This is a genomic window from Stenotrophomonas sp. JAI102, from assembly GCF_013409105.1.
Classification (GTDB): Bacteria; Pseudomonadota; Gammaproteobacteria; order Xanthomonadales; family Xanthomonadaceae; genus Stenotrophomonas; species Stenotrophomonas maltophilia_AA.
Genome location: NZ_JACCCI010000002.1, coordinates 416,472 through 443,337, shown reverse-complemented (window position 1 = coordinate 443,337; position 26,866 = coordinate 416,472). Strand labels below are relative to the sequence as shown.

Below are 26,866 nucleotides of genomic sequence, written 5' to 3'. Positions count from 1 at the left end.
GGCTCCTCCAACGAAGGGCTCCGCGGCGCGACGCGGCCGTCACGAGCGCACGCGCATAACGTGCCAACGCCACGCACCGGGGCGGATCATCCCGTCCCTCGAGCCAGCGCCAGTGACTCCCTCGCCTCCTTTGCCGCCGTCATCGCAGTCGTCTGACCGTGCGCTGGACGGGGTGAACTTCTTCCTGGCCGATGTCCGGGATGGACTGGGGCCTTACCTGGCGATCTACCTGCTGGCCGTGCATCACTGGGAGCCGGCCAGTATCGGACTGGTCATGACCGTTGCAGGCCTCGCCGCCCTGCTCGCCCAGACCCCGGCCGGGGCGTTGATGGACAGGATCACGGCCAAGCGGGCAGTGGTCGTCGCGGCCGCGGTCCTGGTCACGGCCAGCTGCCTGGCGCTGCCTTGGATCACCTCCTTCACCGTCGTTGCGGTGACCCAGGCGATCGGCGCGGTGGCCGGGACCGTTTTCGCGCCCGCCATCGCGGCGATATCGCTGGGGATCTGTGGCCCACGGGCGTTCGCACGGCGCATGGGCCGCAACGAAACGTTCAACCACGCAGGCAACGCCGTGGCGGCATTGCTGGCGGGCGGGTTGGCCTATCTGGGCGGGCCGGTGGTGGTGTTCTACCTGATGGCGGCGATGACCCTGGCCAGCATCGGGGCAGTCCTGATGATTCCCGCCGGTGCGATCGACCACGCGCAGGCGCGCGGATTGCGCTCCGACGACCAGGAGGCCCACGCCCCGGCCTCGGCCCGCCTGTTGCTGCACAACCGGACGCTGATGATGCTGGCGGCGTGCTGTGCGCTGTTCCACCTGGCCAATGCGGCGATGCTTCCCCTGGTCGGACAGAAGCTCTCCCAGACCAGTCCTGCCTTGGCGACGACCCTGACCGCGGCCTGCATTGTCGCGGCCCAGCTGGTCATGGTGCCGGCCGCCATGCTGGTCGGTGCCCGCGCCGACGCCTGGGGGCGCAAGCCACTGCTGCTGGCGGCCTTCCTCATCCTGCCGATCCGGGGCGTGCTCTACCCGCTGTCCGACGCGCCCGCGTGGCTGCTTGGCGTGCAGCTGCTGGATGGCGTCGGCGCGGGAATCTTCGGTGCACTGCTTCCCGTCATCATCAGCGACCTGACCCAGGGCACCGGCCGCTTCAATGTGACGCTGGGTGCGGTGTCCGCGGTGTTCGGGCTGGGCGCTGCGTTCAGCCCGGGCCTGGCCGGGGTCATCGTCCAGTTCGCTGGTTATGATGCGGCCTTCCTGACCCTGGCAGGCATAGCAGCCATCGCTTTCCTGGTGGTGATGGCCGTGCCGGAGACCCACCATCCCCATCCGCCTCGCACCGTGGCCGCTCGTTCAACGACAATGCCCTCCGACGCTGGCCCTTGAGCACCCGCTGAGCAATCGATGCAGATTTCCACCACGTCCATGATCATCTGGATGGCGACCGCCGTTGCCACCTGCGGCATCCTCTTTCGCCCCTGGCGGGTGCCGGAGTATGCGTGGGCACTGGGCACGGCCGCGCTGCTGACGGTCGCCGGCCTGGTGCCGTTCGGCACCGCCATCGCCGCGGTGGCTGAGGGAACCGATGTCTACCTGTTCCTGATCGGCATGATGGTCCTGGCCGAACTGGCGCGGCAGGAAGGACTGTTCGACTGGCTGGCCGCGTATGCGGTGGGTCACGCCAAGGGCTCGGGGCGCCGCCTGTTCGACCTGGTGTTCCTGGTCGGCACGGTGGTGACGATCTTCCTCTCCAATGACGCCACGGCGGTCGTGCTGACGCCGGCGGTGTATGCCGCCTGCAAGGCAGCCCGCGCCGATCCGCTGCCCTACCTGTTCGTCTGCGCGTTCGTCGCCAATGCCGCCAGCTTCGTGCTGCCCATTTCCAATCCGGCCAACCTGGTCGTCTTCGGCAGCCACATGCCCTCCCTGCCGGAATGGCTGCGGCAGTTCACGCTGCCCTCGCTGGCCGCGATCGGCATGACGTACCTGGTGCTGCACCTGGCCCATCGGCGCCAGATCGCCCGACCGCTGGCCGCACTGGCGGCGCAGCCGGCCTTGTCCGAGGGCGGACGCCTGTGCGCGATCGGGGTCGGCGTTACCGGCAGCGTCCTGCTCGTCACCTCGGCCATGAAGGGACCGCTTGGGCTCACCACGTTCTGCGCCGGCGCGGCCACGCTGGCCCTCATCTGCCTGCGTCAGCGCCGCAGCCCGCTGCCGATGCTGCGGCACGTGTCCTGGGGTGTGCTGCCGCTGGTCGCTGGACTGTTCGTCCTGGTGGAAGCCGTGGCACAGACGGGCGTGATCCAGATGGCCGCCCAGGCACTCGAGGATCTGGCGCGGCGATCGCCCACCGAGGCGGGCTGGGCGGCGGGCGTTGCGGCGGCGGTGCTGAGCAACCTGGCCAACAACCTGCCGATCGGCCTGGTGGCCGGCTCGGTGGGCCAGATGGCGGACGTGCCGGCCCAGGTCAGAGCCGCGCTGTTGATTGGTGTCGACCTGGGCCCGAACCTGTCGGTGACCGGGTCGCTCGCGACCATGCTCTGGCTGGTCGCCCTTCGACGCGAAGGCGAGCACGTCAGTCCGCTGAGCTTCCTGCGCCTCGGCATCCTGGTGATGCCGCCCGCCCTGATCGCCGCGCTGCTGTTGCTGTAAGCGCACGCCGCGCCTGCAGGGGAGAAGCGCTGGAACGTTTTACAGGGCCTTGGACAAGGCCAGCAGGTCGGCGGCAAACGTTGCGTAGTCGTCCACGGCGAAATCGTGGCCCTCCTTGCGCGCGATCTGGCGGATGCCGACCAGGGAGGTCTCTGGCACCACGACCAGGTACTGGCCCATGTAACCCATCGCAGCGTAAGCGGCGACCGGTCCGCGCACCTGATCGAACAGGTCCGTGAGCTTGATGCCTCGGCTGGTGATCTCGCGGCCGTACGCGTCAGCCCACCTGGGCCCGAGGCTTTCCCCGAAAAACGCGAACAGCTCGCCCTTGCCGGCAAACCCGCGACTGCCCGCCTTCAACAGTCCGGCCGTCACGCCCGCATCGACGCCGTTGCGCGACAGAACCGATGCCGCGTCCGGCTTCAGCGTAAACCGCTCCCAGGCAGGAATTCTCCACCACAGCAGCCCCACCTCCTTCGAGCGGGCGCTTTCGGCGACGAGTTCAGCGACGAACGCTTCTCCCAGCAGCCGACGCCCATCCGGCGCGACTCCCTTGTCCAGGATCAATCGGCCCAGCTTGGCCAGGTCGGCGGCGGACAATGCCAGGCCGGCCATGCCGATCGGTGTGCCTGCATCATCCTTGCGCCACGTGTAGTCCGTGATGCCCAGTGGCTGGAACAGGCCCCTCTCGACGACGCGATCCATCGGCTTCCCCGAGACGCGCTCGACGATGCCGGCGAGGAGGTTGGTCGCCTTGTTGTTGTAGGAGAACGTCGACCCGGGATCCGTTGAGAGTTCCGCCGCCAATGCCAGCTTGACCAGATCCGGCGCACCTTCCAGTTCGATGCCTGCGTTGGGAACATTCTGCAGGCCGGAGGTGTGGTTGAGCAGCATCCGCACCGTGATGTCGCGCTTGCGCCCCTGTGCCCACTCTGGATAGATCGCGCTCACCGGTTGATCCAGCGATTCCAGCGCGCCACTGTGCAGCAACAACCCGATGGACAGTGCCACCACCGACTTGGTCGCCGACATCAGTTCGATCGGCTGCGCTGCAGCCGTGCTGCGGGTCTCGAGCAGCGTCTTTCCATCGCGCTGTATCAGCATTGCGTCGGAACGGGACGTTTCCGCCTTGGCCTTCAGATTGGCCAGGGCATCCTCCATCCCACCGCTGGCAGCAAACGCGTTGCAGCACACCAGGCAGCTCAGTGCCATCCACCACGATTTCAAGCGCATGCGCATTCCTCCGGAAACGGAGACAGCGTAACTACAGCTGTAGTCAGGCTGGAGTGGCAGAAGTCATGGGATGGGAGGTACCCACGCGATTCACACTATCTAGCTATTCCCTTGGCGATTTGCATGAGCATCTGCTCGCCTTCCTCTATGTGTCCGCCGTCGTCACTGAGCAACGTCAACAAATAAGCTCTATTCGACGTAATCCATCGCAGCTCCGCCTTGCCTTTGCCGTCCTTGGATCGGGCCGCGTAAGACCTGGCCGGGACACCGTTGACCTGGGTATTCAGGGTTTCCCGAATCAGGGTGTGCTTCGTCCTTGAGGCCAGGTAATCGTCCTCGGACAGGATGACCAAGCCAACGTTGGGGATCCGATAAACACGCGACACGCCCGTGGAGCGATCGCCACTCACCGTTCCATTCGGCTCGGTGCTGAGCAACTCTGCCGCGCCAATGGGGGTCCGCGAGATATCTGCGGGCGCATAGGACAGGCGGCGCTTGAGCTCCGAGTCGCTTCTTCGCACAGGACTCAGGCCTGCAATCACCTCAGACGTTGAAGGGATCGTGCCAGCCGCAACATCCAACGTTCCACGACTTCTTTTCTTGATCCCTTCAGCCATGTTTTCTTTGATGGACGCCGGGGCGTCCAACTCAGCCAAAGAAATGATCTCCACGTGACCTTGAATGGCTGGTGCTCGATTGGCAGCGGCTGTTCTGCTCTCGGTAGCGTGCTGTTCGGCCAGTGAGTGAGTCCAAGCTGCCAAGTCACGTTGTAGCGCTTCAGCGGGCTGCGGCTGCACGACCGTTTGTGCAACTACCGGTGCAGCAATGCACGCAAGGGCCAATGCGGCCACTCTGCTTTTCATGTCGGTCACCCTTCTGTGAGGCTGCAATCGACTGTGGGGGTTTCGCGGGTCCCGTAAGCGATGAGGTTGACGTTATCATCCAGGAGGGGATTCGAGCGCGCACCAAACGGGCATCAAGTACTGATCGCTGCTCCATCACCACCAATACAATCGAGGTAAATACTTGACTGTATTGGTGGGCCCACCAGGATTCGAACCTGGAACCAAAGGATTATGAGGCCTCTACAGGACTTCCATGACCTTCCATGACCGGCCCCGCTTTAAGCTAGGTGGTTGATTTTCTAAGGCTATGAGACCACTTGCGCCCATCATCGTCCATCACTTTCCACGGACAAACGGTCACCGAGCGGTAACCAATGGGCGCAATGAAGGGGATGCTTACAGCGAAGGGGCTCGCCGCTCTGCCGGCGGGCGAATGCGCCTCCGATCCGGCCCCGCGCGGCGCGGGCTGCCTGGACGTTCGCAAGCTGGCGGGCGGGTAGCTGCGGTTCTACTACCGATACAGCAAGGCGAACGGCCAGCGGGACCGCCTGCTGATCGGCACCGGCCTGGCACTGACCGCGGCTCGCGAGTCAGCGGCCGCACTGTCCCGCCGATATCAAGCCGGCGAACGGGATCTGAGCGACGCGATCGCGGCCGAGGCAGCTGCAGCGGAACGAGCGAAGGCCAACGCCTTGGCCGAATCGACGCGCCGCTCCGGAGCAACCCTGGGCGCACTGATGATGGCTTACGCCCAGAGCTTGGAGCATGCCGGCAAGGTCTCCGCCGCAGCAAATCGCGCTGCCATCAGGCGCCACATCGAAGAACCGTGGCCGGCCCTGTGGGCGCGCCCAGCTTCTGAGCTCGAGTTGGATGATCTGCTCCCAATCCTGTCCCGCATGGTGCGCGGCAAGAAGCTACGCGAGGGTAGCAAGATCCGTTCGTACCTGCGCGCGGCCTATGCGGCGGCGATCGCGGCAAAGCAGGATGCCGCCGCCCCTGACGCACTGCGCGCGCTCAACGTGTCCAGGAATCCTGCGCGCGACCTTGCGACCTTGGACAGCGGGCAGCCGCGCGACCGGGTGCTTTCGGTGGCGGAGCTTCGCGCGTACTGGCGCAGGATCGAGACCATACCCGGACGGCAGGGCGCCCTCCTGCGCTTCCACCTGCTGACCGGCGGCCAGCGCATCGCGCAGTTGATCCGGTTGCAGTGGTCAGATCACGCTCACGACGCCGACACCGGTACCGCGTCCGTGCGCCTGCTCGACATCAAAGGCCGGCGCCGGCTCCCTCGCGTGCATCTGGTGCCCTTGCTCCCACGGATGGCCATGGATTTCGCCACCCTGCGCGGCGATGGTGACGGGCCACACCTGTTCTCGCTCACAGCCGGGAAGACGCCCGCCACCTATGACGAGCTGCGAGGAATCATGGGCCCGGTCGTGGCAAACATGGTGGCCGCAGGTGAGCTGGCATCGCCGTGCACGCCGGGTGACCTACGCCGGACGGTAGAGACGCGGCTCGCCGCGCTAGGAATGTCCGAGGAAATACGTGGCCACCTGCAATCCCACGGCCTGAGCGGCGTCCAGAAGCGGCATTACAAGTTCTTCGAGTACGACGCCGAGAAGCGCGCCGCCGTGGAGGCGCTGTTCGAACTGCTCACCGGTGCAGGTGCAACAGTGGTGCCGATGCGCAACGGAATGAGCCGCTAGAACGGCAGGTCGTCCAGCGCATTCAACGCCGCCAACCAATGCGCGGCACGCCGATGGCTTCTGGCCATCCCCCAGAGCCGTTGCGCACTCTGCCGGCGGCGAGCCCGGCGCGACACTTGCCTGTCACGCCCCGCTCCAGACGGGTCGTTGCTACAGCTGAGTTGCAGCCTCGGCCTCGAGCAGGGATTGGCTCTTCAATCACCCATCCATTTCTCAAATGCCTGGCTGCCGTCGCAGGACCAAAGTTTGTCGCGTCATCGGCGTAGCCACGGCAGTCCGGGACTGGATAAGTACGCGAGCACCCTAGCCGCGCGCCACGCCTTCCAATTGCCTTGAAAAATGCATCGACAGCTTCGTCACAAGCGTCCACTGCCCAGCCTGCGAAAGCACCGCATAGCGCGCATCATGGTGACCGGGAAGCAGGCCAATCGGAATCGACTGAATCTTATCGAGCAAGACGAATGATTCCTCCAAATCTCCTGCCGCCGGCAAGTAAACAATACTAGTGAGCCGCTGCAACCTAGCGGCCTTGGCTTTTTCTTCAATTTGCGAAGCTTTGATGCCTCGTTCGCGAAGTGAATCCATCCACCTGGATACCCGCATAATGGGAGCAACGCTCACCATCACTTCATCGTGACGTACATTGCCCGCGGACATGTCACAGGTGTTGGACAACAGCATCACCCTTGCCTTCGTTCCTCGAACGGAGCCGTCCGGCAGAAACGCGTAGTGATTGACGCCAGTCAGCAGGTCGCCCTGCAGTAGAAAGTCGAACTCAATTTCGGAGTAAAAAGGAAAGTTCTGGTCCAACCTAGACAACTGTGCATACAGAGTTGCCAGGCCTCGCTCAGACAGACCATCAGGCAAATACCGAACAGCCTCATCCAATGAGCTGACCATGTTTTAATCGAGATAGTCCAAATATTCAGCTGAACCCAAACGCATCTCAGGAGGCAACTCCTCTTGGGCCATGGACAGATCAAGCGCCAGTCGCTGGAAGTGCTCCACTGTCGGCACCCACAGATGCTCCGACAGCGATCCTGTCGGGGTGGTGCCCATAAATTTCGCACCGGCAACGTATATCGGCGGGCGCACCGCTGCAGCCTCAGCAATCCCGTACATCCCGGTCGATGCAGCAGTACTGCAAGCACCAAAGACACTAGCCATGGCAAGGGATGCCACGACCGGATTGATCGTACTTTCGGTTACCGTCATTGCCTTACGCATAAATTGGCCCCATAGCGTTCCGTGCTTCAGCAGAAAGCAACTCGAAGAAAACCTTCTTCTCGTGTGCATGAACCGCATCGACCTGCACCATCAGCGCTTCAATGTCACGCGTCAGGCTTACATTCCTTATGCAATCGATATCCAGCAACAAGCCCTGCCCGTCTTCGGACCGACCTTCTACATTCACCGGATTTATGATCTGGATGATGGAAATGTCATCCCCGTCTTTGAAATCCGTCCTAAGTTGACATCCTTCAGAGCGAATCCGGCGCCCTCCAAGCTCTAGCGTTCCGTTGAGAACATTTTCCACATCAACCGGTGTGCCGGGGAAGAAGTTTGTGTACTTGACCGAGCAGCGCGAGACCTTCGAGATTAGACTCGATGAGAGAACAGCCGAAAACACTTCTTTGATGCGAGGCCGCAACTCGTCCCATCCCCGATAAGGCCCAGCAACACCAACCCCTACATATCTTTCAGACACGTTTACGTTCATGCCATCTGGAAAAATGAGCTGGGTCATGCTGCCACCCAACGCCAGTTCCAGCCCTGGCGGCATGGGGAACGGCAAGTCAGGTGTACTGGGTGCAGCCGGAGCAATCAGCGCAGGGAAAGCTTCCGCAAGTGACTTCGCAAGGATGTCGCGCAATCGAGGGACGGAAGACTCAAAACGCACTTCACACACGAAGTCAATGATTGGAGCTTCTGTGAGCCTCACAATTTCATTCATTTGCTCGGTCACGGCAAGGATCCGTTCCTTGAAAAGACGATAGTCAACGTACTCAGGGGCCTCACAATCTTATCCGATGAGACTGGTCAACGGGGTGTGGAGTTCCACAGTTTTGCGGCCCGGCCGCATGATGCCCGGTAAGCCCTTGATTCTTATGCATCCATAGCGACTTCGAACGGACTACTGGCATGCGGGTGATGCAGCGCTATAAGCGCGAGACGAGGCTCGGGATCCAGCCCAGCAAGGTCTTGGGCCGGCGATTTCGTTAGTAATTTTACTAACATGCGCGCTGTCTTGAATTGTGAGACATGCCGCTCGCAGAGTACGCCCATGCAGTCCCTTCCCTACCCACATACCCTAGCCCTGCCCGTGGGCCGGGCCGTGATAGACGGCCCAGCCCAGTTCGTTCCTCTGGCTTCAGCGCACGCCCGACTCGGCTTCCCATCGCCGGCTGACGACTTCATGGACGAGGCCATCGACCTGCACCGCCTGCTGGCGCGCAATCCTGCCGCCACCTTTCTCTACCGCGCCGACGGCTGGTCCATGAGCGGCGCCGGCGTCAGCGATGGGGACATCCTGGTGGTGGACCAGCCTGTCGCGCCGCTGGCCGGCGACCTGGTCATTGCCATCTGGGATGGCAACCAGCCCACCTGCAAGGTGCTGCAGCTGTTCGAGAGCCACATGGAGCTGCACTCGGCCAACCCAGACTTCCCGCCCATCGTGCTGGAACAGGCCACCGAGGTTGAGGTGTTCGCTGTGGTTGGGGTCGTCCGACAGATCAAACGCCGGGGCGGCCATGTTCGGGCTCGTTGACGGGAACAACTTCTACGCCAGCTGCGAGCGCGTGTTTCAGCCGACGCTGCGCCGCGTGCCGCTGGTGGTGCTGAGCAACAACGATGGCTGCGCGATCGCGCGATCGGCTGAGGCCAAGGCCCTGGGCATCAAGATGGGCCAGCCAGCCCACGAGCTGAAACAACTGGTACGGCGCCACGGGCTGCAGATGCGCTCGGCCAACTTCGGCCTGTACGGCGACCTGAGCGCCCGCGTCGTGACCATCTTGCGAGAAGCCGCGCCGCGGGTGGAGGTCTACAGCATCGATGAGAGCTTCATCGATCTGGAGGGTGTGCGGGACCGCGAGCGGTTCGCCCGGGACCTGCGGCAGCGTGTGCACCGATGGACCGGCATTCCCAACTGCATCGGCATCGGACCCACGAAGACGCTGGCTAAGCTGGCCAACAAGGTGGCCAAGAGCGCCGAGGGCGTGATCGACCTCGGGGACGCGGTCTATCGGGACTCTGTGCTACGGACCTTCCCCGTGGGGGATCTGTGGGGTGTGGGCCGCCGTCTAGCGCTGCGGCTGGAAGCCATGAGCATCGCCACCGCTGCTGCTCTGCGCGACGCGCCGGCAGAAGACATCCTGGCCACCTTCGGTGTGACGCTCGCGCGCACCCAGAGGGAGCTGCAGGGACACCCCTGTATGGAGCTGGAAGAAGGGGAGCCGGACCGCCAGCAGATCATGGTCAGCCGATCGTTCGCGAAGCGGGTCGAGGATCACGAAGCCGTTGCCCAGGCGCTGGCTACCTTTGCTGTGCGCGCCTGCGAGAAGCTGCGTGGTCGGGGCCTGGTCACCGCCGGTGTGTGGGTGTTCGCCTATTCCGACGTGTTCCGGCCCGAGCTGGGGCAGCACAACGCCAGTAGGACCATTGGCCTGCCCGAGTCGACCGCCGACACCACAGTGGTACTGGGCGTCGTACGCAAGCTGCTACGCGGCCTGCTCCGGGACGGGATCGGGTACAAGAAGGCAGGCGTGGCGCTGTTCGACCTGGCCCGGCCGGATGAGCTGCAGGCGGACCTGTTCGGGCCGACGGTGGTCGGCAACGAGAGGCTGATGGTCACCATGGACCGGATCAACCAGAAGTTCGGGCGAGGAACCGCCGGCCTTGGCGCATCGGGTTTGCAGGCGCGGCCAGCGTGGGACATGCGGCAGCACATGCTCTCGCCGAACTACACGACTTCCGTGCACGAGATTCCGCCGGCGCGGTGCTGATGCAGGAGCTGTTGACCACGTCTGTAGCCTGCGGCCGCCAGATGGCGGCCGCAGGGGTCAACATCAGGTAGGGTCGTCCAGCTGCGCCAGTACGCTTTCCTTCCACTTCAGCTGGTGCACGTCCGTGCCAGCGAGCTGCTTCTTGTGAACCTGCAACAGCACGCTGAAGGCCTTGCCGGTGTCAGTCGGACACCACTGGCCGTCGCGCTTCTCCTGAAGGCCATGTTCCACCAGCAGGCGGTTGAATGCCTGAGCCGAGATGCCGAGCCGCCGACCGAGCTCAGTCGGGGTGAAGAACCGGACCCCGTCCGCGACGATAGCGATCGGTGCTGCCAGGAGCCACGCTTTCGGCAGATCATGAGACGCCGAATTGCCAACGATGGTTGCGATCCCGACAGGTGCCTGGAACGCGGAATCGATAGCGTGAAGACCGCCAACCTTGATGGGGTGTAATGCCGTGAAAACGGCTTTTTTATCGGTAAATTCGCTCATTTCGAAAAAACTCGGTTGAGCAGAATATGAACTACAGCAGGTTGACGTTCGCCAGCAAAGCGCTATGATCGCCGACAGCAATTAGCTATCCCCTTATTGGTAATAACTGATTGCTTCCCATGAATCGTTTGCGTCGAGTCATGGGACTGCCCAAGTCCACAGACTGGGATTGATGTAGTAGACGGCTCGAGGGTTTCTTTGCACGGAACCTCGAGCCTTTTTTTGCCCCCCCCCATCTTGCAATTTTTTCTATATGCATGACTGGAAGCGACGGCCACAAGATAGGGGGGTGACCAAGTGTCGTCAACGCCAAATGTAGTGAATTTCCCTAATCCCTTGCGGCGCAAGGACCGGGCCGGAAAGGCGTCCGACGAACGGTCTGGACCTGTCGAAAGCGAGTGCGCAGTCAAGGCCGAAACGCGAATTTTCGGTGCACTTAGTTAGTACGCCAAAATGCCCCTTCGTATATCTATGCCGCTAAGTGGTGCTCGTAGAACGGGTGCCGCTTATCGTCGAAGATCGCGTAGAGCGCGCGCAGGTCGGCCGGGTCCGGATTTAGCCAGGCGTCCACGTGCTCAGGCTTGATGTTGATGATCGTCCGATCGTGGCCTGCCGCGGCGACCTCGGGCTCGGGGTCATCGGTGATGGCGGCGAAGGACAGTAGATCGGGCTCCTTGCCGGGCGGATCCACCCAGTGCGACCACAGGCAGGCCACCATCATCGGATCGCCCGTGTGGGGTGTGAATTGCACCACCTGGTTGTCGCCGTCCGGCCCCTCCACGTTCTCGTAGAAGGTGTCCACCACCATGAGCGCGTGAGTGTGCCCGAACGCCGGCCGCCAGCCGCCAGAAGCCCTCCAAGCTGTCACGCCTCGCGTTGTAGGTGCCGGGGTAGCGCTGGTCATAGCTGACGGGCTTCCAGGCGAGCCGGCACTGGTAACGCATCGGCTTCACGACTCGCTTGCCACCCTCGGACACGATCACGGTGCCGTACACACCGGGGAAGATGCGCGAGTCTCGTGCCACGTGCTCAGTGCGCCGGAGGTCAGGCGACCGGTGTGACAGGTGGCGAGGTCGTGGCGCAGCCGGACAGTGCCAGCACGCAGCTCAGCAACAACAGCAGCAGGGACGGCCTCGGCCGCCGCTCGGTCTTTCTCATGCTTCGCTCCGATGGTGGCCATGGTGTCGGCAGCAGCCGTCAGCGGTGGCATGGTTGACCGGCCGTCCGACGGCTCGCGGAAGCTCCCGCCGACCAGCATGCGGGCGATCAGCTCGAGCGGATCTCGCTCAAGGGTCGGCTCTGGCACCGGCACTCGATTTTGCACAACCCTTACCGCTGTTGGCACCGGCATGTAGACCGGTCGGTGCGTCCACGCCCTGCAAGCGCGCTCTTCTGCATCTGCACCAACGTGCAGCTCACCACGCGCGCTGCAGCGCGCGCATACCACCTGCGCAGTGCGCCGGCTGCCGGAACTGCCGCGCGCGCGCATGCGCACTTCATCGCTGCCACAGTTGCCGCAAGGCGGCAGGGCCACTGCGGGCGCTTCCACTGCCGACATCAGACCACCTCGCAGTTGATTACCCAACGGGACCGGCCGTCCTGCCAAACCTCCCACACGCTGCAGTCAACCTGGCACCTGATGGGGCCCTCCTTACCTTTCAGATACAGGTGGTCTGTTGCCTCATCCAGGCTGAGGAATTTGGGAATCATCGGGAGGTCTCCATGCTTGTAACGTTGGTTGATTGCAGGGCTACGCCCTGCCGTTGAGGGAACTGCTGGGCCAGCGAGCGCAGCTTGCTCTCGCCTACGTCCAGGCGCTCCACCAAGTGTTCCCCCGGGCTACGCACGCCCTCAATCTGCTCGCGCTTCACCCCGAGTACGTCTGACACGATCGGATCGCGGCCGCTGTCGGAGAGAAGGAAGTAAGCCATGACCGGCTCAGCTTGACCGTCGCGGTGCACGCGGCCAATGCACTGCTCATGGACACCCGGGGACCAGTCCAACTCGCCGGACACCGCGGTACTGCAAACGTACTGCAGGCCATCGATGCCTGTTCCGGAGCGGAGGTGAAGTGTCCAACAGGGCTTTCGGACGGCCAGCCTGTAATATCTGCAAAGCGCCAGTGGCTCGGGGAGGGACAAAGCGATGGAGAGGATTTTCAACGGGATTTTCTTGGCGTTCGCGATGACAATCGGCGTCGCGGCAGGACTGCTGATCGTCGCTCCTTGGCCTCCAGGTATCGCACCTGACCAAACAATCACCATCACGGCCGCGGTCATTGCTGCGCTCGGCACTTGGGCGGTAGGTCTCGGCGCTATGCATTTTGCAGACGCTGCCCACCAGCTTCGTGTAAACGAACTGCAACAGGCGGCTAAAAGTGAGTTCATTCTTCTCCGATCGCATCTTGTTAGCTGCCAGTTGACGATCAGCCTGCATGACAAGATGGTTGCCAAGGCAGGGCCTGGACCCTTGTATATGGATGTTCGCCACACCATCCTTCGAACGATGGTGAGCCTTCTTCCGTCCGTACCCATCGGCGCATCTCTTGCTCTCCACGAGAAGTATCGGGCGAAGAGTCAGGCGATCGATGTAGCCGTCGCGATGATCAAAGTTGGCGTAAATGAATTCATGGAGTCCTATCCAAGAGAACAGCCAGTAATGAACATTCCATTGATGGAGGAGAATTTCGGACATGTAATTGAGCAGTTTCAAGGGCTGGCTAAACTGTCCCTTGAGCTGGGGCAGGCTGAAGATGAGTTGCGCGGGATCAAGCGGTCTATAGCTCCCCAAACCACAGCTGCAAAGCCCGAACCCGCCGGGTAGATCGCTCCTCGTTGAAGCCTTGGTATGTACTCTCATTACACCACCTCCGCTGCCAGCTTGAGTCCAGTTGCCGCTTCGGCCTTCGCCCCCGTCATCTGCCCCCGATCGATTCTCTCGGCCAAGCGCGACAGGCCGTTCGCGGTTACCAGCCTGCTCATGTACGCGCAACTGGTCGCCTTCTCCCCCGCTGCACTCTGGCTTTGTGCACCAGTAAACCCTGCTGCAGACGGGTCTGGTAGGCCAGCCAGTTCCTGCTGCCGGCGCGCCGGTAGATCCAGCCGTGCTCGGACAGCCAGGCGAACAGCTGGCGGGGCTGCACCTGCAGCATCTTGGCCGCGCTGCTGATGTTGAACGCGCCATCAGCCTGGGTCAGGCGCAGCAGCGCGCGAACCTGTGGTTCCTGGTACTGCACGCGGGCCACGAGGATCTCGGCTTTCTCGCTGTAGGGCAGCAGCAGCGCACGCAGCGTCGCCGGATCGGTCAACCGATCTCCGCTGGCCCACCAGCACCGCACTGCGATCGCGGTTGCAGCAGCGCTTAAAACCGCTATGACCAGTTCGGAGCAGTCCGCCGGCGGCAGCTGGTCGCTGACATTCACGTTGGTCGGAGAACCGCAGCTGCAGGCCGCCCGCGATGCCTGGCGCGCTTACGCCGTCGCCACGATCGAGACACCGGCTCCGCTGGCGGCAACGGCGAGCCAGAGGCTGACTGCCCAGATCGGTCTGGCCCTCTTCAACGATCCAACCTTGGACCTGATGCAGATCGCAAACCAGTTGGCACGCGCACGTACCGGATCCCAGGGCGCGCTGCTGCCGGAATTCACATCTGAAGCAATGGAGGCTCGTCATGGGCGCAGCTGAGAACATCCCCGAGATCCTGCTGAAGCTCGAGCAGGTTGAAGCCCAAACCGGGATGAAGAAGAGCTACATCTATCGCGAGATGGAAAAAGGTACGGTTCCACCCAGGCACAAAGTCGGTGGCGGAACGCGCTGGTATCAGAGCGATGTTCAGCGGTGGATTCACGCTCGCCGGCGTGCCCCGATCTAGACACCGGAGAACGCGGTACAGCTGGCGGCCAACTGCGACGGCAGCGGATCATAAACGCTCACCGATCGGTCACCGGACGGCGCTGGCTTGACGACGAGGGCACTGCGGTTGATCCTAAGTGCCTGATTCGATGGTGGGCCCAGAAGGATTCGAACCTTCAACCAAAGGATTATGAGTCCTCTGCTCTAACCGTTGAGCTATAGGCCCTTGCGGCCGCACAGTGTAGTGGACGCCCGCAGGCGCTTTCCACTGCAACCCTAACATCAGCCGAAACGCTGCCCCATCGCCTGCACCCGACGCGCATTCTCCGCAGCCAGGTCACGCAGCACGCCCGAGCGCAGCAGCACCGAACCCGCCACACGTTGCCAGTAGTCCACCGCCAGCGGCGCTGCCCAGTGCAGATGCGCGAGCTGGCCGCTGCGCTCCGGCGCGATGGGAGCGAGCGGCGTAGCCGCACGCAGCACCCCTGTGCGCGAGGGGGCCAGTGACATCGGCAACATGTCATACGCGGGCGCCAACGGCAGCGGGCCGCGATCGACCAGGTGGAAACCCAGATTGCCCTGATGCATGTCGCTGTTGCCGATCAGTCGGCCGAACGCGTGCAGCCTGCCCAGGGCGGCCTGCGCGTCGCGATCGACCCAGCCCTGCGTCAGCAGCGCGTCGGCAGCCGTCCCCCAGTCCACGGTCACGTCACCGACGAAGGCCGAGGACAGCGCCAGCAGCGAGACGAAGCCACGCCGGCCGAGCACGTCGACGGTGCGGTCGAAGCGCTGCACCTCCAGGAACGTATGCGTGTCCGCCTGGAGGATCTCGGACGCCGCTGCCGGCACGCCCGCGTCGCGCAGGCACTGCAGGGCGAGGTGCTCGCAGACCAGCAGGTCCGCCCAGCGTTCGGCGGCCTCGCCTGCGGTGGGCTGCGCGAACTTCACCAGCGCCGCATAGCGCCCTCCCTCATGCTCCACCGTGGCAGTGAACTTCGGTTGCTCGCCACCGGGCGACGATCCGACGTCTTCGCCTTCCAGTGCCGCTGCGGCGCGCCCGCCGGCAGGCTGTCGAACAGCGTCTGGAGCTGGACGGTACGGGGACGGGCCATGGTCTGGATGTCGAGCCGAATTATGTTACGAATCTATACGCCAATTTTCGCCGACCGGCAACCTCATTCCGTCTATAACCCATTGATTGAAATAACATCACTCCGGATAACACCCAAAACAGATCCGTAATTAAGTTACGAAATGAGCAACGAAATCACCAAATCAACCTAGCGTTCCCCCAACCCCTCGAACAACCTCTCCATCCGCTGCGCCGCCGCCCGGCTCGAGTACACACCCCCCGGGCTGGCGCCGCCGATCGCGCACTGCCCGTTGTCGGTGAGCACCAGCTTCGCCCCCTGCAGCGAGGCCCGCACTGAGCACGGCTCCTCGCCCAGGAACAGCTCATCGCCCACCGGCTCGGCGCTGCCGATCAGCGTGCCCTCGCCTTTCCCACCCGATGGCAGCATGCGCAGATGCAGCGTGTCGCCCTCGGCCTGGATCTCCAGCACGCGCCCGGCACTGCCGTCCCACTGCCCCAGCCAGCTGCTGAAGTCGGTGTCGGCCATGTGACCGGTCTTCATGACGCGCTGTTCCGGCGCCCAGCCCACCACCTCCTTGCCGGGTGGCAGGACCTGCACGCAGTAGTAGTCGTTCCAGCGGCTGCCGATCACCAGGCTGCTGCCCGGTTCGACCTCATCGCCGGTGTGGCAGCTGTCCTGCGGATTGTCCAGGCAGCCGGGGCGCTCACCCACCAGCGCCACATTGCCGGCATCCACGACCCGGCCGATTGCGAGGTCGGGCTGGGTCTGGAAGAAATCAGCTGCGTTGCAGGCAGGCTGCTGAGGCTCGGCGGCCAGCGCGGCGAAGGGGCACAGGGCAAGGACAAGCAAGCCTTTTTTCATCGTCATTCCATCGATCCACAGGTGTAAAGCGACGCGCATCCTACCGCATCCGCATTGCTGCCCGCTGCACACGCGGCTGCCTCTGCCGCTCCAAAAAACAAACCCCGCTTGCGCGGGGTCTGTCGGGTTTCAACGCGATGCGCCGGTATCGATCAATCGATATCCAGGAAGCTGCGCAGCTGCTCGGACCGGCTCGGGTGACGCAGCTTGCGCAGCGCCTTCGCTTCGATCTGGCGGATGCGCTCGCGGGTGACATCGAACTGCTTGCCGACTTCCTCGAGGGTGTGGTCGGTGTTCATGTCGATGCCGAAGCGCATGCGCAGCACCTTGGCTTCCCTCGGGGTGAGGCCGGCCAGCACGTCACGCACGGTTTCAGACAAGTTGATGTTGGTGGTGTTCTCGATCGGGGACTCCACGTTGGTGTCCTCGATGAAGTCGCCCAGATGGGAATCCTCGTCGTCGCCGATCGGGGTTTCCATCGAGATCGGCTCCTTGGCGATCTTCATCACCTTGCGGATCTTGTCTTCCGGCATGTCCATTTCCTTGGCCAGCTCCTCCGGCGTAGCCTCGCGGCCGTACTGCTGGAGCATCTGGCGGGAAATGCGGTTCAACTTGTTGATCGTTTCGATCATGTGCACCGGGATACGGATGGTGCGCGCCTGATCGGCGATCGAACGCGTGATGGCCTGGCGGATCCACCAGGTCGCATACGTGGAGAACTTGTAACCACGGCGGTACTCGAACTTGTCCACGGCCTTCATCAGGCCGATGTTGCCTTCCTGGATCAGATCGAGGAACTGCAGGCCGCGGTTGGTGTACTTCTTGGCGATCGAGATGACCAGGCGCAGGTTGGCTTCGACCATTTCCTTCTTGGCCTTGCGCGCACGCGCTTCACCGTAGGCCATGGCGCGGCTGATTTCCTTCAGCTCGTCCAGTTCCAGCCAGGTGGTCTTCTCGATGTCGATCGTCGCCTGCTGTTCGGAGATGATCTGGTCCTTCACGTCACGCAGGGCCGAGGACCACTTCTGCTTGCGCTTCAGCGCGTCTTCCACCCACTCCAGGTTGGTCTGGTTGCCTTCCCACGAGCGGATGAAGTCCTTGCGCGGCATGCGCGCGGTCACGGTCGCCAGGTTCAGCACGCGGCGTTCGTGGGACTTGATCGAGGCCATGACGTCGCGCAGCTGCTTGACCAGCACATCGGTCAGCGGCAATGGCAGCTTCAGGGTCACGAACACGGCGGCCATGTCGTCGCGCAGCTTGGCCAGCGGTTTGCGGTCGCCCTTGGCAGCGGCCTTCTTGAACGCGGTGTACGCGTCGCTCAGGGCCTGCATGCGGCGTGCGACTTCTTCCGGATCCGGACCGGTCGGGCCGGCTTCTTCCTCGACGTCGTCGCCGTCTTCTTCCTCGTCGGCGTCGTCCTCGGCATCGTCGCTGGTGTCTTCAGCCACGACCGGGGCCGGCACTTCTTCGACCAGGTCGTTGAAGCCGACGATCACTTCGGCCAGGCGCTTCTTGCCTTCCTTGTGCGCGTCGTAGTCGGCCAGCAGCGATTCCACCGATACCGGGAAGGTACCGAGTGCGGCCTGGACCTGGCCCAGACCTTCTTCGATGCGCTTGGCGATGGCGATTTCGCCTTCGCGGGTCAGCAGCTCGACCGTACCCATTTCGCGCATGTACATGCGCACCGGGTCGGTGGTGCGGCCACCTTCGGTGTCGAGCGCGCTCAGCGCGGCGGCGGCTTCTTCGGCCGCGGTGTCATCGACTTCGCGGTTGCCGGTGTTGCCATCGTTGAGCAACAGGGTTTCTGCATCGGGCGCAACTTCATGGACATCAATGCCCATGCCGTTGATCATGCCGATGATATCTTCGATCTGCTCCGGGTCGACGATGTCGTCGGGCAGATGGTCATTGACTTCGGCGTAGGTCAGGTAGCCCTGTTCCAGGCCCTTGCTGATCAGAAGCTTGATGTCGTTTTGCTGGGCAGGACGTTCGTTGGCCATGTAGTGCTCGCGCCACCGGCTGGGAGAGGGAATAGAACCTAGCATTATACCAGCCCGGCGCCCCGCGTTCCCGGGCGGTGGTCCCGGGGGCTAGGGTCTGAGCAGGAAGGTCACGGGACCATCGTTGACCAGGCTGACAACCATATGGGCACCAAACTGGCCGGTTTCCACCCCCGGGGCATGTTTTTGTCTGCAGATGTCGACCAGCCGGTTGAATCCGCGTTCAGCCTCCGCCGGCGGCGCGGCCGTACTGAAGCCCGGCCGCATCCCGCTGGATGTATCGGCCGCCAGGGTGAATTGGCTGACCAGCAGCAGTCCACCGCCGGTATCGCGCAGGGACCGGTTCATTTTTCCGGTCTCATCGCCAAAGACACGATAACCAAGCAGCCGATCGGCCATCCGGGCGATCTGGGCTTCGGTATCGCCCGGCTCCATGCCGACCAGTGCCAGCAGGCCGGGCCCGATCTGGCCGATGACGGCCCCCTCGACACGGACACTGGCTTCGTTCACGCGCTGGATCAGGACAAGCATGACGGGGCTCCGCAACTGAAGGCGGACTACCTTAACGCCCCTGCGCGCCGACAGGCTGGCCGCCAGCGGCTAGACTTTGCGGTGATGAAACCGCACACCACTGCCCGCCTGGCCTACCGCGCCGCTGCCCTGTTCACCCGCCTGCCCTGGTTCTGGCTGCGTGCCTTCGCCTCCCTGCTGGCCTGGCTGTGGATCCGTCTCAATGCCCGCGAGAGCCGCGTCACCCGCCGCAACCTCGAACTGGCCTACCCCGGGATGGGCGAGGCCGAGCGCGCCGTCCTGCACCGCAACGTGCTGCGCTCGACCGCGCTGCAGGCGATCGAGACCCTGCGCCTGTGGACCCAGCCCCGCGACCGCAACCTCGCCCGGCTGACCGAGCGCCACGGCGAGGCGCTGTACGACGCGGCCCTGGCCGCCGGCAAGGGTGTGATCGTGGCCGCCCCGCATTACGGCAACTGGGAGCTGCTCAACCAGTGGCTGGCCTCGCGCGGGCCGATCGCGATCGTCTACAAGGCCCCGGATGAGGCCGTGGGCGATGCCTTCCTGCAGCTGGTCCGCGGCGGCGACAACGTGCAGCAGGTGCGCGCCGAGGGCCCGGCGGTGCGCCAGTTGTTCAAGGTGCTCAAGGACGGCGGCGCCACCGGCATCCTGCCCGACCAGCAGCCCAAGGCCGGCGACGGGGTGTTCGCGCCGTTCTTCGGCGTGGAGGCGCTGACCATGACCCTGGTCAACCGGCTGGCCGAGCGCACCGGCGCGACCGTGCTGTACGGCTGGTGCGAGCGGGTCGGGCCGGACATGGAGTTCGCCCTGCACATCGAACCCACCCTGCCCGCCGTGGCCGATCCGGACCCGCGCACCGCCGCCAGCGCCCTCAATGCCGGGATCGAGCGCATCGCCCGGCGCGATCCGGCGCAGTATCAGTGGACCTACAAGCGCTATACGCTGCGCCCACCGGAGAGCGGCGAGGACGATCCCTATGCCACCGAGGACCATCCGCACTGACTGCGACGCAGCGTCGCGCCCCTGGCGCGATTGAATCGGCGCGATCCGTCCCCACTGTGGAACCCACGATGTCCCCCACGGCCCCTGCCATGTCCTCTGCTGTTTCCTCCCCGTTCGGCGATCCGGCCGCGATCCGCTGCGAGCGCGCGGTGGCCGAGCTGCGTGCCGGTCGCCCGGTGGTGATCGACGATGGCCACGGCCAGCGCCTGGCCTTCATCGCGCTGGACAGCAGCACCCGCACCAGCTTCACCGCCTTCGCCACGGCCGCGGAAGACCGCCATTACCTGTTCCTCACCGCGACCCGTGCCCGCGTGCTCGGGGTCAGCGCCGAGCGGGGCGCCCGCGTGCCGCTGGCCGGGATCGACTTCGATGCCCTGCCCTCGCTCAGCTACCTGCGCGATCCCGGTGCGATGCCGCCGGGCTGGACCGGCGGTGAAGCGCTAGACGATGGCGCGGTGGAGATCGCCCGCCTCGGCCTGCTGCTGCCGGCGATGGTCGGCGTGCTGTTGAACCCCGATGACCGCCGCTTCGACGCCTGCGCGCAGGTCTCGCTGTGCGACCTGAGCCAGGGCGCCGAACAGGCCGCGCACGCCTATGAGCTGGTGGCCCGCTCGCCGGTGCCGCTGCGCGAGGTCGGCATGACCGAATTCGCGGTGTTCCGCGGCGGCGTGGCCCAGCGCGACCAGGTCGCGATCATCGTCGGCAACCCGGACCTGTCCGCCGTGGTGCCGGTACGCGTGCATTCCTCCTGCCTGACCGGCGATCTGTTCGGTTCGCTCAAGTGCGACTGCGGCGACCAGCTGCGGCGTGGCCTGCGCAAGCTCAAGGAGCTCGGTGGCGGCGTGCTGCTGTACCTGGACCAGGAAGGCCGCGGCACCGGCATCGCTGCGAAGATGCGTGCCTACGGGTATCAGCACGATGGCCTGGACACGATCGACGCCGATGCCCAGCTCGGCTTCGGCGCGGATGAGCGCCGCTACGGCAGCGCCGTGGCGATGCTGCAGGGCCTGGGCGTGACCCGCGTGCAGCTGCTCAGCAACAATCCGACCAAGGCCCAGCGCCTGCGCAATGCCGGCATCGACGTGGTGGACTGCGTGCCGGTCACCGGCGACATCACCGCCGAGAACGAGCAGTACCTGCGCACCAAGGCCGAACGCGCCGGCCATCTGCTCGATGTCGACGCGCTGATCCAGGCCGCGCAATAGCCCACGGCAACCTGCTACCGTCTGCGCCACGGGCGGTTGCACCTGCACGCAAGCGCCCGGCCTGTTTCCCTGCCGAGCGCCTGCCTTGTCCGATCTCCTCGACACTCCCGTGCCGCCGCCCCTGCCCGCTGCTCCCGCGGCGCCGGACTGGCAGCCATTGCCACTGCGCTCGGCCTGGCTGGCCGCGGTCAGCGGCGCGATCAGCGGTGCGCTGCTGTTCGGCATCGTGCCTGGCGCGCTGTGGGTGCTGTTCGAGCTGCCGGCGCGCTGGTGGAGCGTGGCTGCGCTGGTGGTGGTAGGCACGCTGGCCGGCGCGATGATCGGCTTCCGCCGGCAGCGCCGCACCCGCTGGCGGCTGGACGCGCACGGCCTGGGCCTGCGCCGTGACCTGCTGTGGCAGCACGAAACGCGCGTCCCTCTCTCGCGTGTGCAGCACCTGGACCTGCGCCGCGGCCCGATCGAGCGCAACGCGCGGCTCAGCACGCTGGTGGTGCATACCGCCGGCAGCCGCTTCAGCGCGGTGACCATCGGCGGCCTGGACAGCGACGACGCCGAGCGCCTGCGCGACACCCTGGCCTACCAGCTGGACCAGGACGACGACGCGCTGTGAGTACCGTGGCGCCGGCCGACGATGCCCCGCAACAGCGGTTGCATGCCTGGTCATGGCTGTTCGTGCTGCTGATGCAGCTGCGCCAGTTCCTGGTGCCGCTGATCGCGCTGGTGGTGTTCGGACAGCGCGGTGACCGCGATGAGATGTGGTCCTACGTCGGCGCGGTGATCGTGATCGCGGTGCTGGTGGCGGTGTCGATCCTGCAGTACCTCACCTACCACTACCAGATCGGCACGGCCGCGATCACCGTGCGCAGTGGCGTGCTCTCGCGCAACCGGCGCGAGATTCCGTTCGCGCGCATCCACAACGTGGTGGTCCACCAGAACCCGCTGCACCGCCTGTTCGGCGTGGCCGAGCTCAAGCTCGAATCGGCCGGCGGCCACCGCCCCGAGGCCGAAATGCGCGTGCTCAAGCTGGAGCAGGCCCTGGCACTGGAACAGCTGGTGCGCCAGCGCGGTACCGTGCAGGCCGCCGACACCGCGGGCAGCGCGGACACCGCCGCCCCGGCCGAACCGGCCGAGGACGTGCTGCTGGCGCTGGGTACCGCCGACGTGGTGCGCATCGGCCTGCTCTCCAACCGCGGCTGGGTGGTGGTGCTGGCCGCGCTCGGCGCGGTGCTGCAGATATTTCCGCGCGCACGCATGTCCGACGCGATCGAAGCCGGTGGCCGCCAGCTGTTCGGCTACGCCAGCGACCTGCATGTGAGCACGCTGGGCTGGGCGCTGGCCGCGCTGCTGATGGTTGTGGTGTTCTGGCTGCTGCTGCGGGTGTTGTCGGTGGTGCTGGCGCTGCTGCGCTACCACGGCTTTACCCTGAGCGAGCGCGAGCGCCGGCTGACCGTGGCCACCGGCCTGTTCACGCGCATGCGTACCAGCGTGGCACGGCGTCGCATCCAGGCCTGGACCCTGCGCGAAAGCACATTGCAGCGCTGGGTCGGCCGCCGCCACCTGCGCATCGATATCGCCGCCGGCAACCCCGGCGAGAACGAACGCCGCGACCTGCGCGAACTGGCGCCGCTGGCGACCGTGCCCGCCTGCGACGCGCTGATCCAGCACCTGCTGCCCGCCGTGGCCTGGCCGCCGACCGAGTGGGAGCCGGTGCAGCAGCGCCAGTGGTGGCGGCTGTGCCTGCCGGCGCTGCTGATCGTGCCGCTGCTGGCCGCCGCTGCGGTAGCGGAACTCGGCCCGTGGGGCGCTCTAGTGCTCGCGTGGCTGCCGTGGTCGGCGTTCCGCGCGCACCGGCAGATGGCGCGTATCGGCTATTACCTGGATGAGCGCTATGTGGCCATCCGTGGCGGCTGGTGGCAGCGCTGGTGGCGTTTTGCCGAGCTGGACAAGCTGCAGGCGCTGCGATTGACCCGATCGCCCCTGGACCGCCGGCTGGGCACCGCCAGCGTGTGGCTGGATACCGCCGGCGCGGGGCTGGGCACGCCGCTGGTGCTGCAGTTCCTGCCGGAAGCGGAGGCGCGTGCGGTGTATGAGCAGTTGGGCCGCGCGTTGGCCAGGCGCCGCCTGCGCTGGTAGGAGAGCATCCACGCATGGCGTGGATCTACCGGGTGACGCAAACGCTGCCTTACCGCTTCGCCGGACCCCAATACCCGAGATCCCTGCGAATCTGCAGGCCGCGCGTCCACGCGCCGAAGGGCTTGCGCTTGAGCGTGCCGAGTTCGCCGGACAGGAAATCCTCGGTCGCCGCGATCACCCGCTCGGAGGAATACCCATCGCGGAACGGATGGATGGTGTCGGCATAGCGACGGATCTCGGCCATCAATGCCGGGGCGGGATGCAACGCCTGGGCCAGCATCACCGGCAGCTGCGTGGCATCGTCGAAATCGAGCATGTGCGGCTGCGGAACCCGGTTGCGGAAGGTCACCACCGGTTTGTGCTGCACGATGAACTCGGACACGATCGAGGAGGTGTCCGAGACCAGCACATCGGCCGCACGCTGCGCGGCCATCACCTGCTCCGGCTCGATGAAGCGCGCATGCGCGCCGGCCAGCGCGCGGTAGCGCTCGAACAGCTCGGGGGCGCACTTGGGGTGCAGGGTCAGCAGCCAGTAGTGGTCGCCGCGGGCGATGTCGGCGGCGATCGCGTCATACAGATGCGGCGCCGCGCTCAGCCGCTCGGTGAAGGTCGAGCCGAACAGGATCACCGGGCGGCCCTGTGCAGGCACGCGCATTCCTGCGCTCAGGCCGCCGTCGTCGCGGAACAGCGGATCCAGCTTGGGCCAGCCGGTTTCGGCCACGGCGAAGTGACCCTCGCGCGCGGCCAGCTCGCGGAACGGGGTGGTCGTGGCCGGGCCCTGGGTGCAGTACAGATCGAACAGGCCGCGCACCCGGAAGTGGCCACGGGCGCTGTCGCGCTTCTGCACGTTGAAGCCATGGAACACCTGCACCTTGGCCCCGGCGATGAACGGCGGCACCCAGTTGGCCGCGCTGAACACCGCGCGCGGGCGCAGGGCCAGGGCCTCTTTCAGCCCGACATTGGGCACGCCGGGCAGCGACGCGCCAGCGGCGCCATCGGCGAACCAGGCCGACACCGATTGACCGGATGCGTGCAACGCCTGCGCCAGAGGGGCGAGAATGGGCAGCGCATAACGCTCCGTCGCAAACAGCAGGTACTCGGCCATCATGTCCTCCTCGACCGCTCCCACTGAACGGCCTCGCATTTCGGCCTGCATTATCGCGTTCAATGAAGCCGACCGCATCGGCGACTGCCTGGCCTCGCTGGCCTTCTGCGACGAGATCCTCGTCGTGGACTCGCAGTCCACCGATGCCACGGTGGCGATCGCGACGGCCGCCGGGGCGCGGGTGCTGCAGCGGCCGTTCGATGGCTTCCGCAGCCAGAAGGCGTTCTGCGTCGAGCAGGCCTCGCATGACTGGGTGCTGTGCCTGGACGCCGACGAGCGCATCAGCGACGCCCTGCGCGAGGCGATCCTGGCCGCCCAGGCCAGCGGGTTCGCCGGCCACCACGGCTACCGGTTCGCACGGCTCTCCGAGTACTTCGGCAAATTCCTGAAGCACGGCAATGCCTACCCGGACCGGGTCCTGCGCCTGTTCGACCGCCACCACGGCGGCTGGCGTGGCAAGCGTGAAATCCATGAGGCGGCCAGTGTCGATGGCGCGGTGGGCACCCTGCGCGGCGACCTGATCCACTACCCCTACCGCTCGCTGGAGCAGCAGCTGCTCAAGACCCAGCGCTATGCGCGGATGATGGCCGAGCACGAGTTCGCGCGCGGCAAGCGCGCCACCCTGCCCAAGCTGATCCTGGCCCCGGCGTGGCGGTTCTGGCGCGGGCTGCTGCTGCGTGGCGGCTTCCGCGATGGCTGGCACGGGCTGGTCTACGCCTACGTGCGCGCCAACTACGTGCGCCAGAAGACCATCATGTTGTGGATGCTGCAGAACGGGCAGCCGGTCACCGACCCGCCGCGGGATCAGCCCGGGGCCTGAGCCCGGGCCAGCGCCAGGCGGCGCGTGTGGCCCTGGACGATCGACAGGCCGGCCAGCAGGCCGACGATGGTGACGTAGAAGCTGGCCGTGATCTGGTGCGCGAACATCGACTGGGTGATCCCGCACAGCACGTAGGTCACCACCACCATGATCCCGGCCGCGGCCGGACCACGGAAGGTCTGCTCGCCGCTGCGCCGGTGCAGGCCGGTGAACACCCACAGCGGCACGCCATAGATGGCCAGCAGCAGCAGCAGGCCGGGGGCGCCCTGGGTCGCGGCCCACTCGGCCAGATCGTTGTGCGCGTGGCCCAGGTGGCAGCGCTGCTCGCCCGGATCGTCCCGGCACACCGGCAGGCGCTGCATGGCACTGTCGAAATGGCCGATGCCCACCCCGGTCAGCGGATGGTCGAGGAAGGTCTCATAGGCCACCTGCAGGCGCTCCACGCGCGCGCCGGCGGAGGAATCACTGTCACCGCGCTCCATCCGCACCACGTCGTGCTTGAGCTCGGTCAGCCGGACCTGTTCGCGCAGGCTTGGAATGGTCAGGGTCAGGGTGCCGGCGATCGCCACCAGTGCCAGCAGCACGCCCAGGCGCGCGCGGCCGGTGCGCCAGCGCAGGCTCATCGCCATCACCACCAGCAGCGCCAGCAGGGCCAGCCAGACTCCGCGGCTGCCGCTCAGCACGATGGTCACGCAGCCGGCGACCATGCCCACGATCACCCAGGTCCAGCGCTGATGCGGCCGGCAGAACACCAGCAGCACCATCAGCACCAGCACGATATCGGCCAGCACGATGGCATTGGTGCTCAGGTCGGCACGCGGGGCGCCGCCGGCCACCTGCAGGATCGACAGCACCATCGTGCCAAGCAGGCCGGCCAGGGCGCCCGCCCACAACCAGCGGATGTCCGGACGCAGGGCGCAGACCCATAGCGCGATCCACGGAATCACCACGAACCGCGAGCGGTTGTCGATATCGCGCAGGCCCTGCTCGAACAGATAGATCGAGAGCAGCGCGAAGGCGATCGCGGCCACCACCAGCCAGGCCAGTACCTTCACCGGCCGCCCGGCCAGGCCACGCGCGCGCCAAAGATAATCCGGCGCCAGCAGCGTGCTCAGCAGCAACAGGATGCCGTAGGGCAGCAGGTTCTGCGGCAGGGTCAGTACCAGGGCGGGCATGCAGAACAGGCCGACCGTGGCGATCCAATGGGCCACGCCGGCACGCCCCTGCAGGGGTGGCAGGGACGCAGGCATGGCCGGCTCGGATGCAGGAGAGAACGTCATTGCCAACCTCGATTGCCACACCCGGGCAGGCACGCCCGTGATTGCATGGGGCGC

At 65.2% G+C, this 26,866-nt stretch carries 28 protein-coding genes, 2 tRNA genes and 1 pseudogene; 13 read left to right on the top strand and 18 right to left on the bottom strand.

Translation table 11 applies throughout. From position 1 onward, the window contains the following. Positions 1 to 172 precede the first annotated feature (172 nt). Positions 173 to 1,387, top strand: a complete 1,215-nt coding sequence (locus HDC96_RS10630; RefSeq protein WP_218842144.1) for an MFS transporter — start codon at positions 173 to 175, stop codon at positions 1,385 to 1,387. 18 nt (positions 1,388 to 1,405) lie between these two features. Next, positions 1,406 to 2,653 (top strand): arsenic transporter, encoded by a 1,248-nt coding sequence (locus tag HDC96_RS10625; RefSeq protein ID WP_179459958.1) that lies wholly within the window; start codon positions 1,406 to 1,408, stop codon positions 2,651 to 2,653. A 39-nt stretch (positions 2,654 to 2,692) separates the two neighbouring features. Here the strand turns inward: HDC96_RS10625 and HDC96_RS10620 are convergent, their stop codons facing one another. From HDC96_RS10620 to HDC96_RS10610, 3 genes are all read right to left on the bottom strand, one after another. Beyond that, positions 2,693 to 3,886, bottom strand: a complete 1,194-nt coding sequence (locus HDC96_RS10620) for a serine hydrolase domain-containing protein (protein ID WP_179459957.1) — start codon at positions 3,884 to 3,886, stop codon at positions 2,693 to 2,695. Positions 3,887 to 3,981: 95 nt separating this feature from the next. Continuing rightward, positions 3,982 to 4,749, bottom strand: a complete 768-nt coding sequence (locus HDC96_RS10615; RefSeq protein WP_179459956.1) for a hypothetical protein — start codon at positions 4,747 to 4,749, stop codon at positions 3,982 to 3,984. 173 nt (positions 4,750 to 4,922) lie between these two features. Further along, positions 4,923 to 5,005: transfer RNA gene (locus tag HDC96_RS10610), tRNA-Ile, on the bottom strand. 418 nt (positions 5,006 to 5,423) lie between these two features. Here HDC96_RS10610 and HDC96_RS10605 point away from each other — a divergent pair. Beyond that, positions 5,424 to 6,437: an integrase gene (locus tag HDC96_RS10605; RefSeq protein WP_179459955.1), complete on the top strand. Its 1,014-nt coding sequence runs from the start codon at positions 5,424 to 5,426 to the stop codon at positions 6,435 to 6,437. Positions 6,438 to 6,740: 303 nt separating this feature from the next. Here HDC96_RS10605 and HDC96_RS10600 read toward each other — a convergent pair whose 3' ends face one another. The 3 genes from HDC96_RS10600 to HDC96_RS10590 are packed head-to-tail and all read right to left on the bottom strand — an operon-like array spanning position 6,741 to position 8,403. Next, the gene (locus HDC96_RS10600; protein WP_179459954.1) at positions 6,741 to 7,337 is read right to left on the bottom strand and encodes a hypothetical protein; all 597 of its coding nucleotides are present in this window, start codon (positions 7,335 to 7,337) and stop codon (positions 6,741 to 6,743) included. A gap of 3 nt (positions 7,338 to 7,340) precedes the next feature. Further along, the gene (locus HDC96_RS10595) at positions 7,341 to 7,652 is read right to left on the bottom strand and encodes a hypothetical protein (RefSeq protein WP_179459953.1); all 312 of its coding nucleotides are present in this window, start codon (positions 7,650 to 7,652) and stop codon (positions 7,341 to 7,343) included. A gap of 4 nt (positions 7,653 to 7,656) precedes the next feature. After that, positions 7,657 to 8,403, bottom strand: a complete 747-nt coding sequence (locus HDC96_RS10590) for a TIGR04255 family protein (RefSeq protein WP_179459952.1) — start codon at positions 8,401 to 8,403, stop codon at positions 7,657 to 7,659. 270 nt (positions 8,404 to 8,673) lie between these two features. On the opposite strand from HDC96_RS10590, the gene umuD reads away from it, so the two are divergent. Together umuD and HDC96_RS10580 are read left to right on the top strand one after the other, a co-directional pair. Then, complete coding sequence (umuD, locus tag HDC96_RS10585) at positions 8,674 to 9,204, top strand: translesion error-prone DNA polymerase V autoproteolytic subunit (protein WP_306455629.1); 531 nt, start codon at positions 8,674 to 8,676, stop codon at positions 9,202 to 9,204. Continuing rightward, a complete protein-coding gene (locus HDC96_RS10580; RefSeq protein ID WP_179459950.1) occupies positions 9,188 to 10,438 on the top strand; it encodes a Y-family DNA polymerase in 1,251 nt (416 codons plus the stop codon). Before umuD ends, HDC96_RS10580 begins: the two co-directional genes overlap by 17 nt. Positions 10,439 to 10,501: 63 nt before the next feature. Here the strand turns inward: HDC96_RS10580 and HDC96_RS10575 are convergent, their stop codons facing one another. The 4 genes and pseudogenes from HDC96_RS10575 to HDC96_RS18265 all read right to left on the bottom strand — a co-directional run bounded on the left by HDC96_RS10575 (position 10,502) and on the right by HDC96_RS18265 (position 12,861). Next, the gene (locus tag HDC96_RS10575) at positions 10,502 to 10,930 is read right to left on the bottom strand and encodes a helix-turn-helix domain-containing protein (RefSeq protein WP_179459949.1); all 429 of its coding nucleotides are present in this window, start codon (positions 10,928 to 10,930) and stop codon (positions 10,502 to 10,504) included. Between the two features lie 469 nt (positions 10,931 to 11,399). Beyond that, positions 11,400 to 11,976, bottom strand: a pseudogene (locus HDC96_RS10570) (SOS response-associated peptidase family protein); the annotation flags it as partial. Next, on the bottom strand, positions 11,910 to 12,488 hold the full coding sequence (locus HDC96_RS10565; protein WP_179459948.1) for a hypothetical protein: 579 nt from the start codon (positions 12,486 to 12,488) through the stop codon (positions 11,910 to 11,912). The gene HDC96_RS10565 and the pseudogene HDC96_RS10570, both read right to left, overlap by 67 nt. Positions 12,489 to 12,636: 148 nt before the next feature. Next, the gene (locus HDC96_RS18265; protein ID WP_218842143.1) at positions 12,637 to 12,861 is read right to left on the bottom strand and encodes a hypothetical protein; all 225 of its coding nucleotides are present in this window, start codon (positions 12,859 to 12,861) and stop codon (positions 12,637 to 12,639) included. A gap of 214 nt (positions 12,862 to 13,075) precedes the next feature. On the opposite strand from HDC96_RS18265, the gene HDC96_RS10555 reads away from it, so the two are divergent. Continuing rightward, positions 13,076 to 13,753 carry a hypothetical protein gene (locus tag HDC96_RS10555; protein WP_179459947.1) on the top strand — a complete coding sequence of 226 codons (678 nt, stop codon included), beginning with the start codon at positions 13,076 to 13,078 and terminating at the stop codon, positions 13,751 to 13,753. A gap of 154 nt (positions 13,754 to 13,907) precedes the next feature. On the opposite strand, the gene HDC96_RS10550 is transcribed toward HDC96_RS10555, so the two are convergent. Continuing rightward, positions 13,908 to 14,237 (bottom strand): phage antirepressor KilAC domain-containing protein, encoded by a 330-nt coding sequence (locus HDC96_RS10550; protein WP_257018689.1) that lies wholly within the window; start codon positions 14,235 to 14,237, stop codon positions 13,908 to 13,910. Positions 14,238 to 14,301: 64 nt separating this feature from the next. Between HDC96_RS10550 and HDC96_RS10545 the strand changes: the two genes are divergently transcribed. Together HDC96_RS10545 and HDC96_RS10540 are read left to right on the top strand one after the other, a co-directional pair. Beyond that, on the top strand, positions 14,302 to 14,613 hold the full coding sequence (locus HDC96_RS10545) for a hypothetical protein (RefSeq protein ID WP_179459946.1): 312 nt from the start codon (positions 14,302 to 14,304) through the stop codon (positions 14,611 to 14,613). Continuing rightward, the gene (locus HDC96_RS10540) at positions 14,600 to 14,800 is read left to right on the top strand and encodes an AlpA family phage regulatory protein (RefSeq protein ID WP_179459945.1); all 201 of its coding nucleotides are present in this window, start codon (positions 14,600 to 14,602) and stop codon (positions 14,798 to 14,800) included. Before HDC96_RS10545 ends, HDC96_RS10540 begins: the two co-directional genes overlap by 14 nt. Before the next feature lie 131 nt (positions 14,801 to 14,931). Here HDC96_RS10540 and HDC96_RS10535 read toward each other — a convergent pair. From HDC96_RS10535 to dtd, 5 genes are all read right to left on the bottom strand, one after another. After that, a tRNA-Ile gene (locus tag HDC96_RS10535) sits at positions 14,932 to 15,007 on the bottom strand. A gap of 56 nt (positions 15,008 to 15,063) precedes the next feature. After that, on the bottom strand, positions 15,064 to 15,822 hold the full coding sequence (locus tag HDC96_RS10530; RefSeq protein ID WP_257018732.1) for a HipA domain-containing protein: 759 nt from the start codon (positions 15,820 to 15,822) through the stop codon (positions 15,064 to 15,066). A 239-nt stretch (positions 15,823 to 16,061) separates the two neighbouring features. Then, the gene (locus HDC96_RS10525; RefSeq protein ID WP_179459944.1) at positions 16,062 to 16,736 is read right to left on the bottom strand and encodes a hypothetical protein; all 675 of its coding nucleotides are present in this window, start codon (positions 16,734 to 16,736) and stop codon (positions 16,062 to 16,064) included. A gap of 152 nt (positions 16,737 to 16,888) precedes the next feature. Beyond that, positions 16,889 to 18,736 carry an RNA polymerase sigma factor RpoD gene (gene rpoD, locus HDC96_RS10520; protein WP_176988080.1) on the bottom strand — a complete coding sequence of 616 codons (1,848 nt, stop codon included), beginning with the start codon at positions 18,734 to 18,736 and terminating at the stop codon, positions 16,889 to 16,891. Between the two features lie 90 nt (positions 18,737 to 18,826). Beyond that, positions 18,827 to 19,267, bottom strand: a complete 441-nt coding sequence (gene dtd / locus HDC96_RS10515; RefSeq protein ID WP_179459943.1) for a D-aminoacyl-tRNA deacylase — start codon at positions 19,265 to 19,267, stop codon at positions 18,827 to 18,829. Between the two features lie 84 nt (positions 19,268 to 19,351). Between dtd and HDC96_RS10510 the strand changes: the two genes are divergently transcribed. The 4 genes from HDC96_RS10510 (at position 19,352) to HDC96_RS10495 (ending at position 23,607) form a co-directional block, all read left to right on the top strand. Next, positions 19,352 to 20,269: a lauroyl acyltransferase gene (locus HDC96_RS10510; RefSeq protein ID WP_179459942.1), complete on the top strand. Its 918-nt coding sequence runs from the start codon at positions 19,352 to 19,354 to the stop codon at positions 20,267 to 20,269. Between the two features lie 89 nt (positions 20,270 to 20,358). Next, on the top strand, positions 20,359 to 21,474 hold the full coding sequence (gene ribA / locus HDC96_RS10505; RefSeq protein ID WP_179459941.1) for a GTP cyclohydrolase II RibA: 1,116 nt from the start codon (positions 20,359 to 20,361) through the stop codon (positions 21,472 to 21,474). Between the two features lie 109 nt (positions 21,475 to 21,583). Continuing rightward, on the top strand, positions 21,584 to 22,084 hold the full coding sequence (locus tag HDC96_RS10500; RefSeq protein WP_319211052.1) for a PH domain-containing protein: 501 nt from the start codon (positions 21,584 to 21,586) through the stop codon (positions 22,082 to 22,084). Then, positions 22,081 to 23,607, top strand: a complete 1,527-nt coding sequence (locus HDC96_RS10495) for a PH domain-containing protein (RefSeq protein WP_343203010.1) — start codon at positions 22,081 to 22,083, stop codon at positions 23,605 to 23,607. The genes HDC96_RS10500 and HDC96_RS10495 overlap by 4 nt, the downstream gene beginning before the upstream one ends. 49 nt (positions 23,608 to 23,656) lie before the next feature. Here HDC96_RS10495 and HDC96_RS10490 read toward each other — a convergent pair whose 3' ends face one another. Continuing rightward, a complete protein-coding gene (locus HDC96_RS10490; protein ID WP_179460389.1) occupies positions 23,657 to 24,715 on the bottom strand; it encodes a CDP-glycerol glycerophosphotransferase family protein in 1,059 nt (352 codons plus the stop codon). Here HDC96_RS10490 and HDC96_RS10485 point away from each other — a divergent pair. Then, positions 24,714 to 25,532: a glycosyltransferase family 2 protein gene (locus HDC96_RS10485; RefSeq protein WP_179459939.1), complete on the top strand. Its 819-nt coding sequence runs from the start codon at positions 24,714 to 24,716 to the stop codon at positions 25,530 to 25,532. The genes HDC96_RS10490 and HDC96_RS10485 overlap by 2 nt on opposite strands. Here the strand turns inward: HDC96_RS10485 and HDC96_RS10480 are convergent. Further along, positions 25,517 to 26,782 carry an O-antigen ligase gene (locus HDC96_RS10480; protein ID WP_179459938.1) on the bottom strand — a complete coding sequence of 422 codons (1,266 nt, stop codon included), beginning with the start codon at positions 26,780 to 26,782 and terminating at the stop codon, positions 25,517 to 25,519. The two genes, HDC96_RS10485 and HDC96_RS10480, sit on opposite strands and share 16 nt — an antisense overlap. Positions 26,783 to 26,866: the final 84 nt, after the last annotated feature.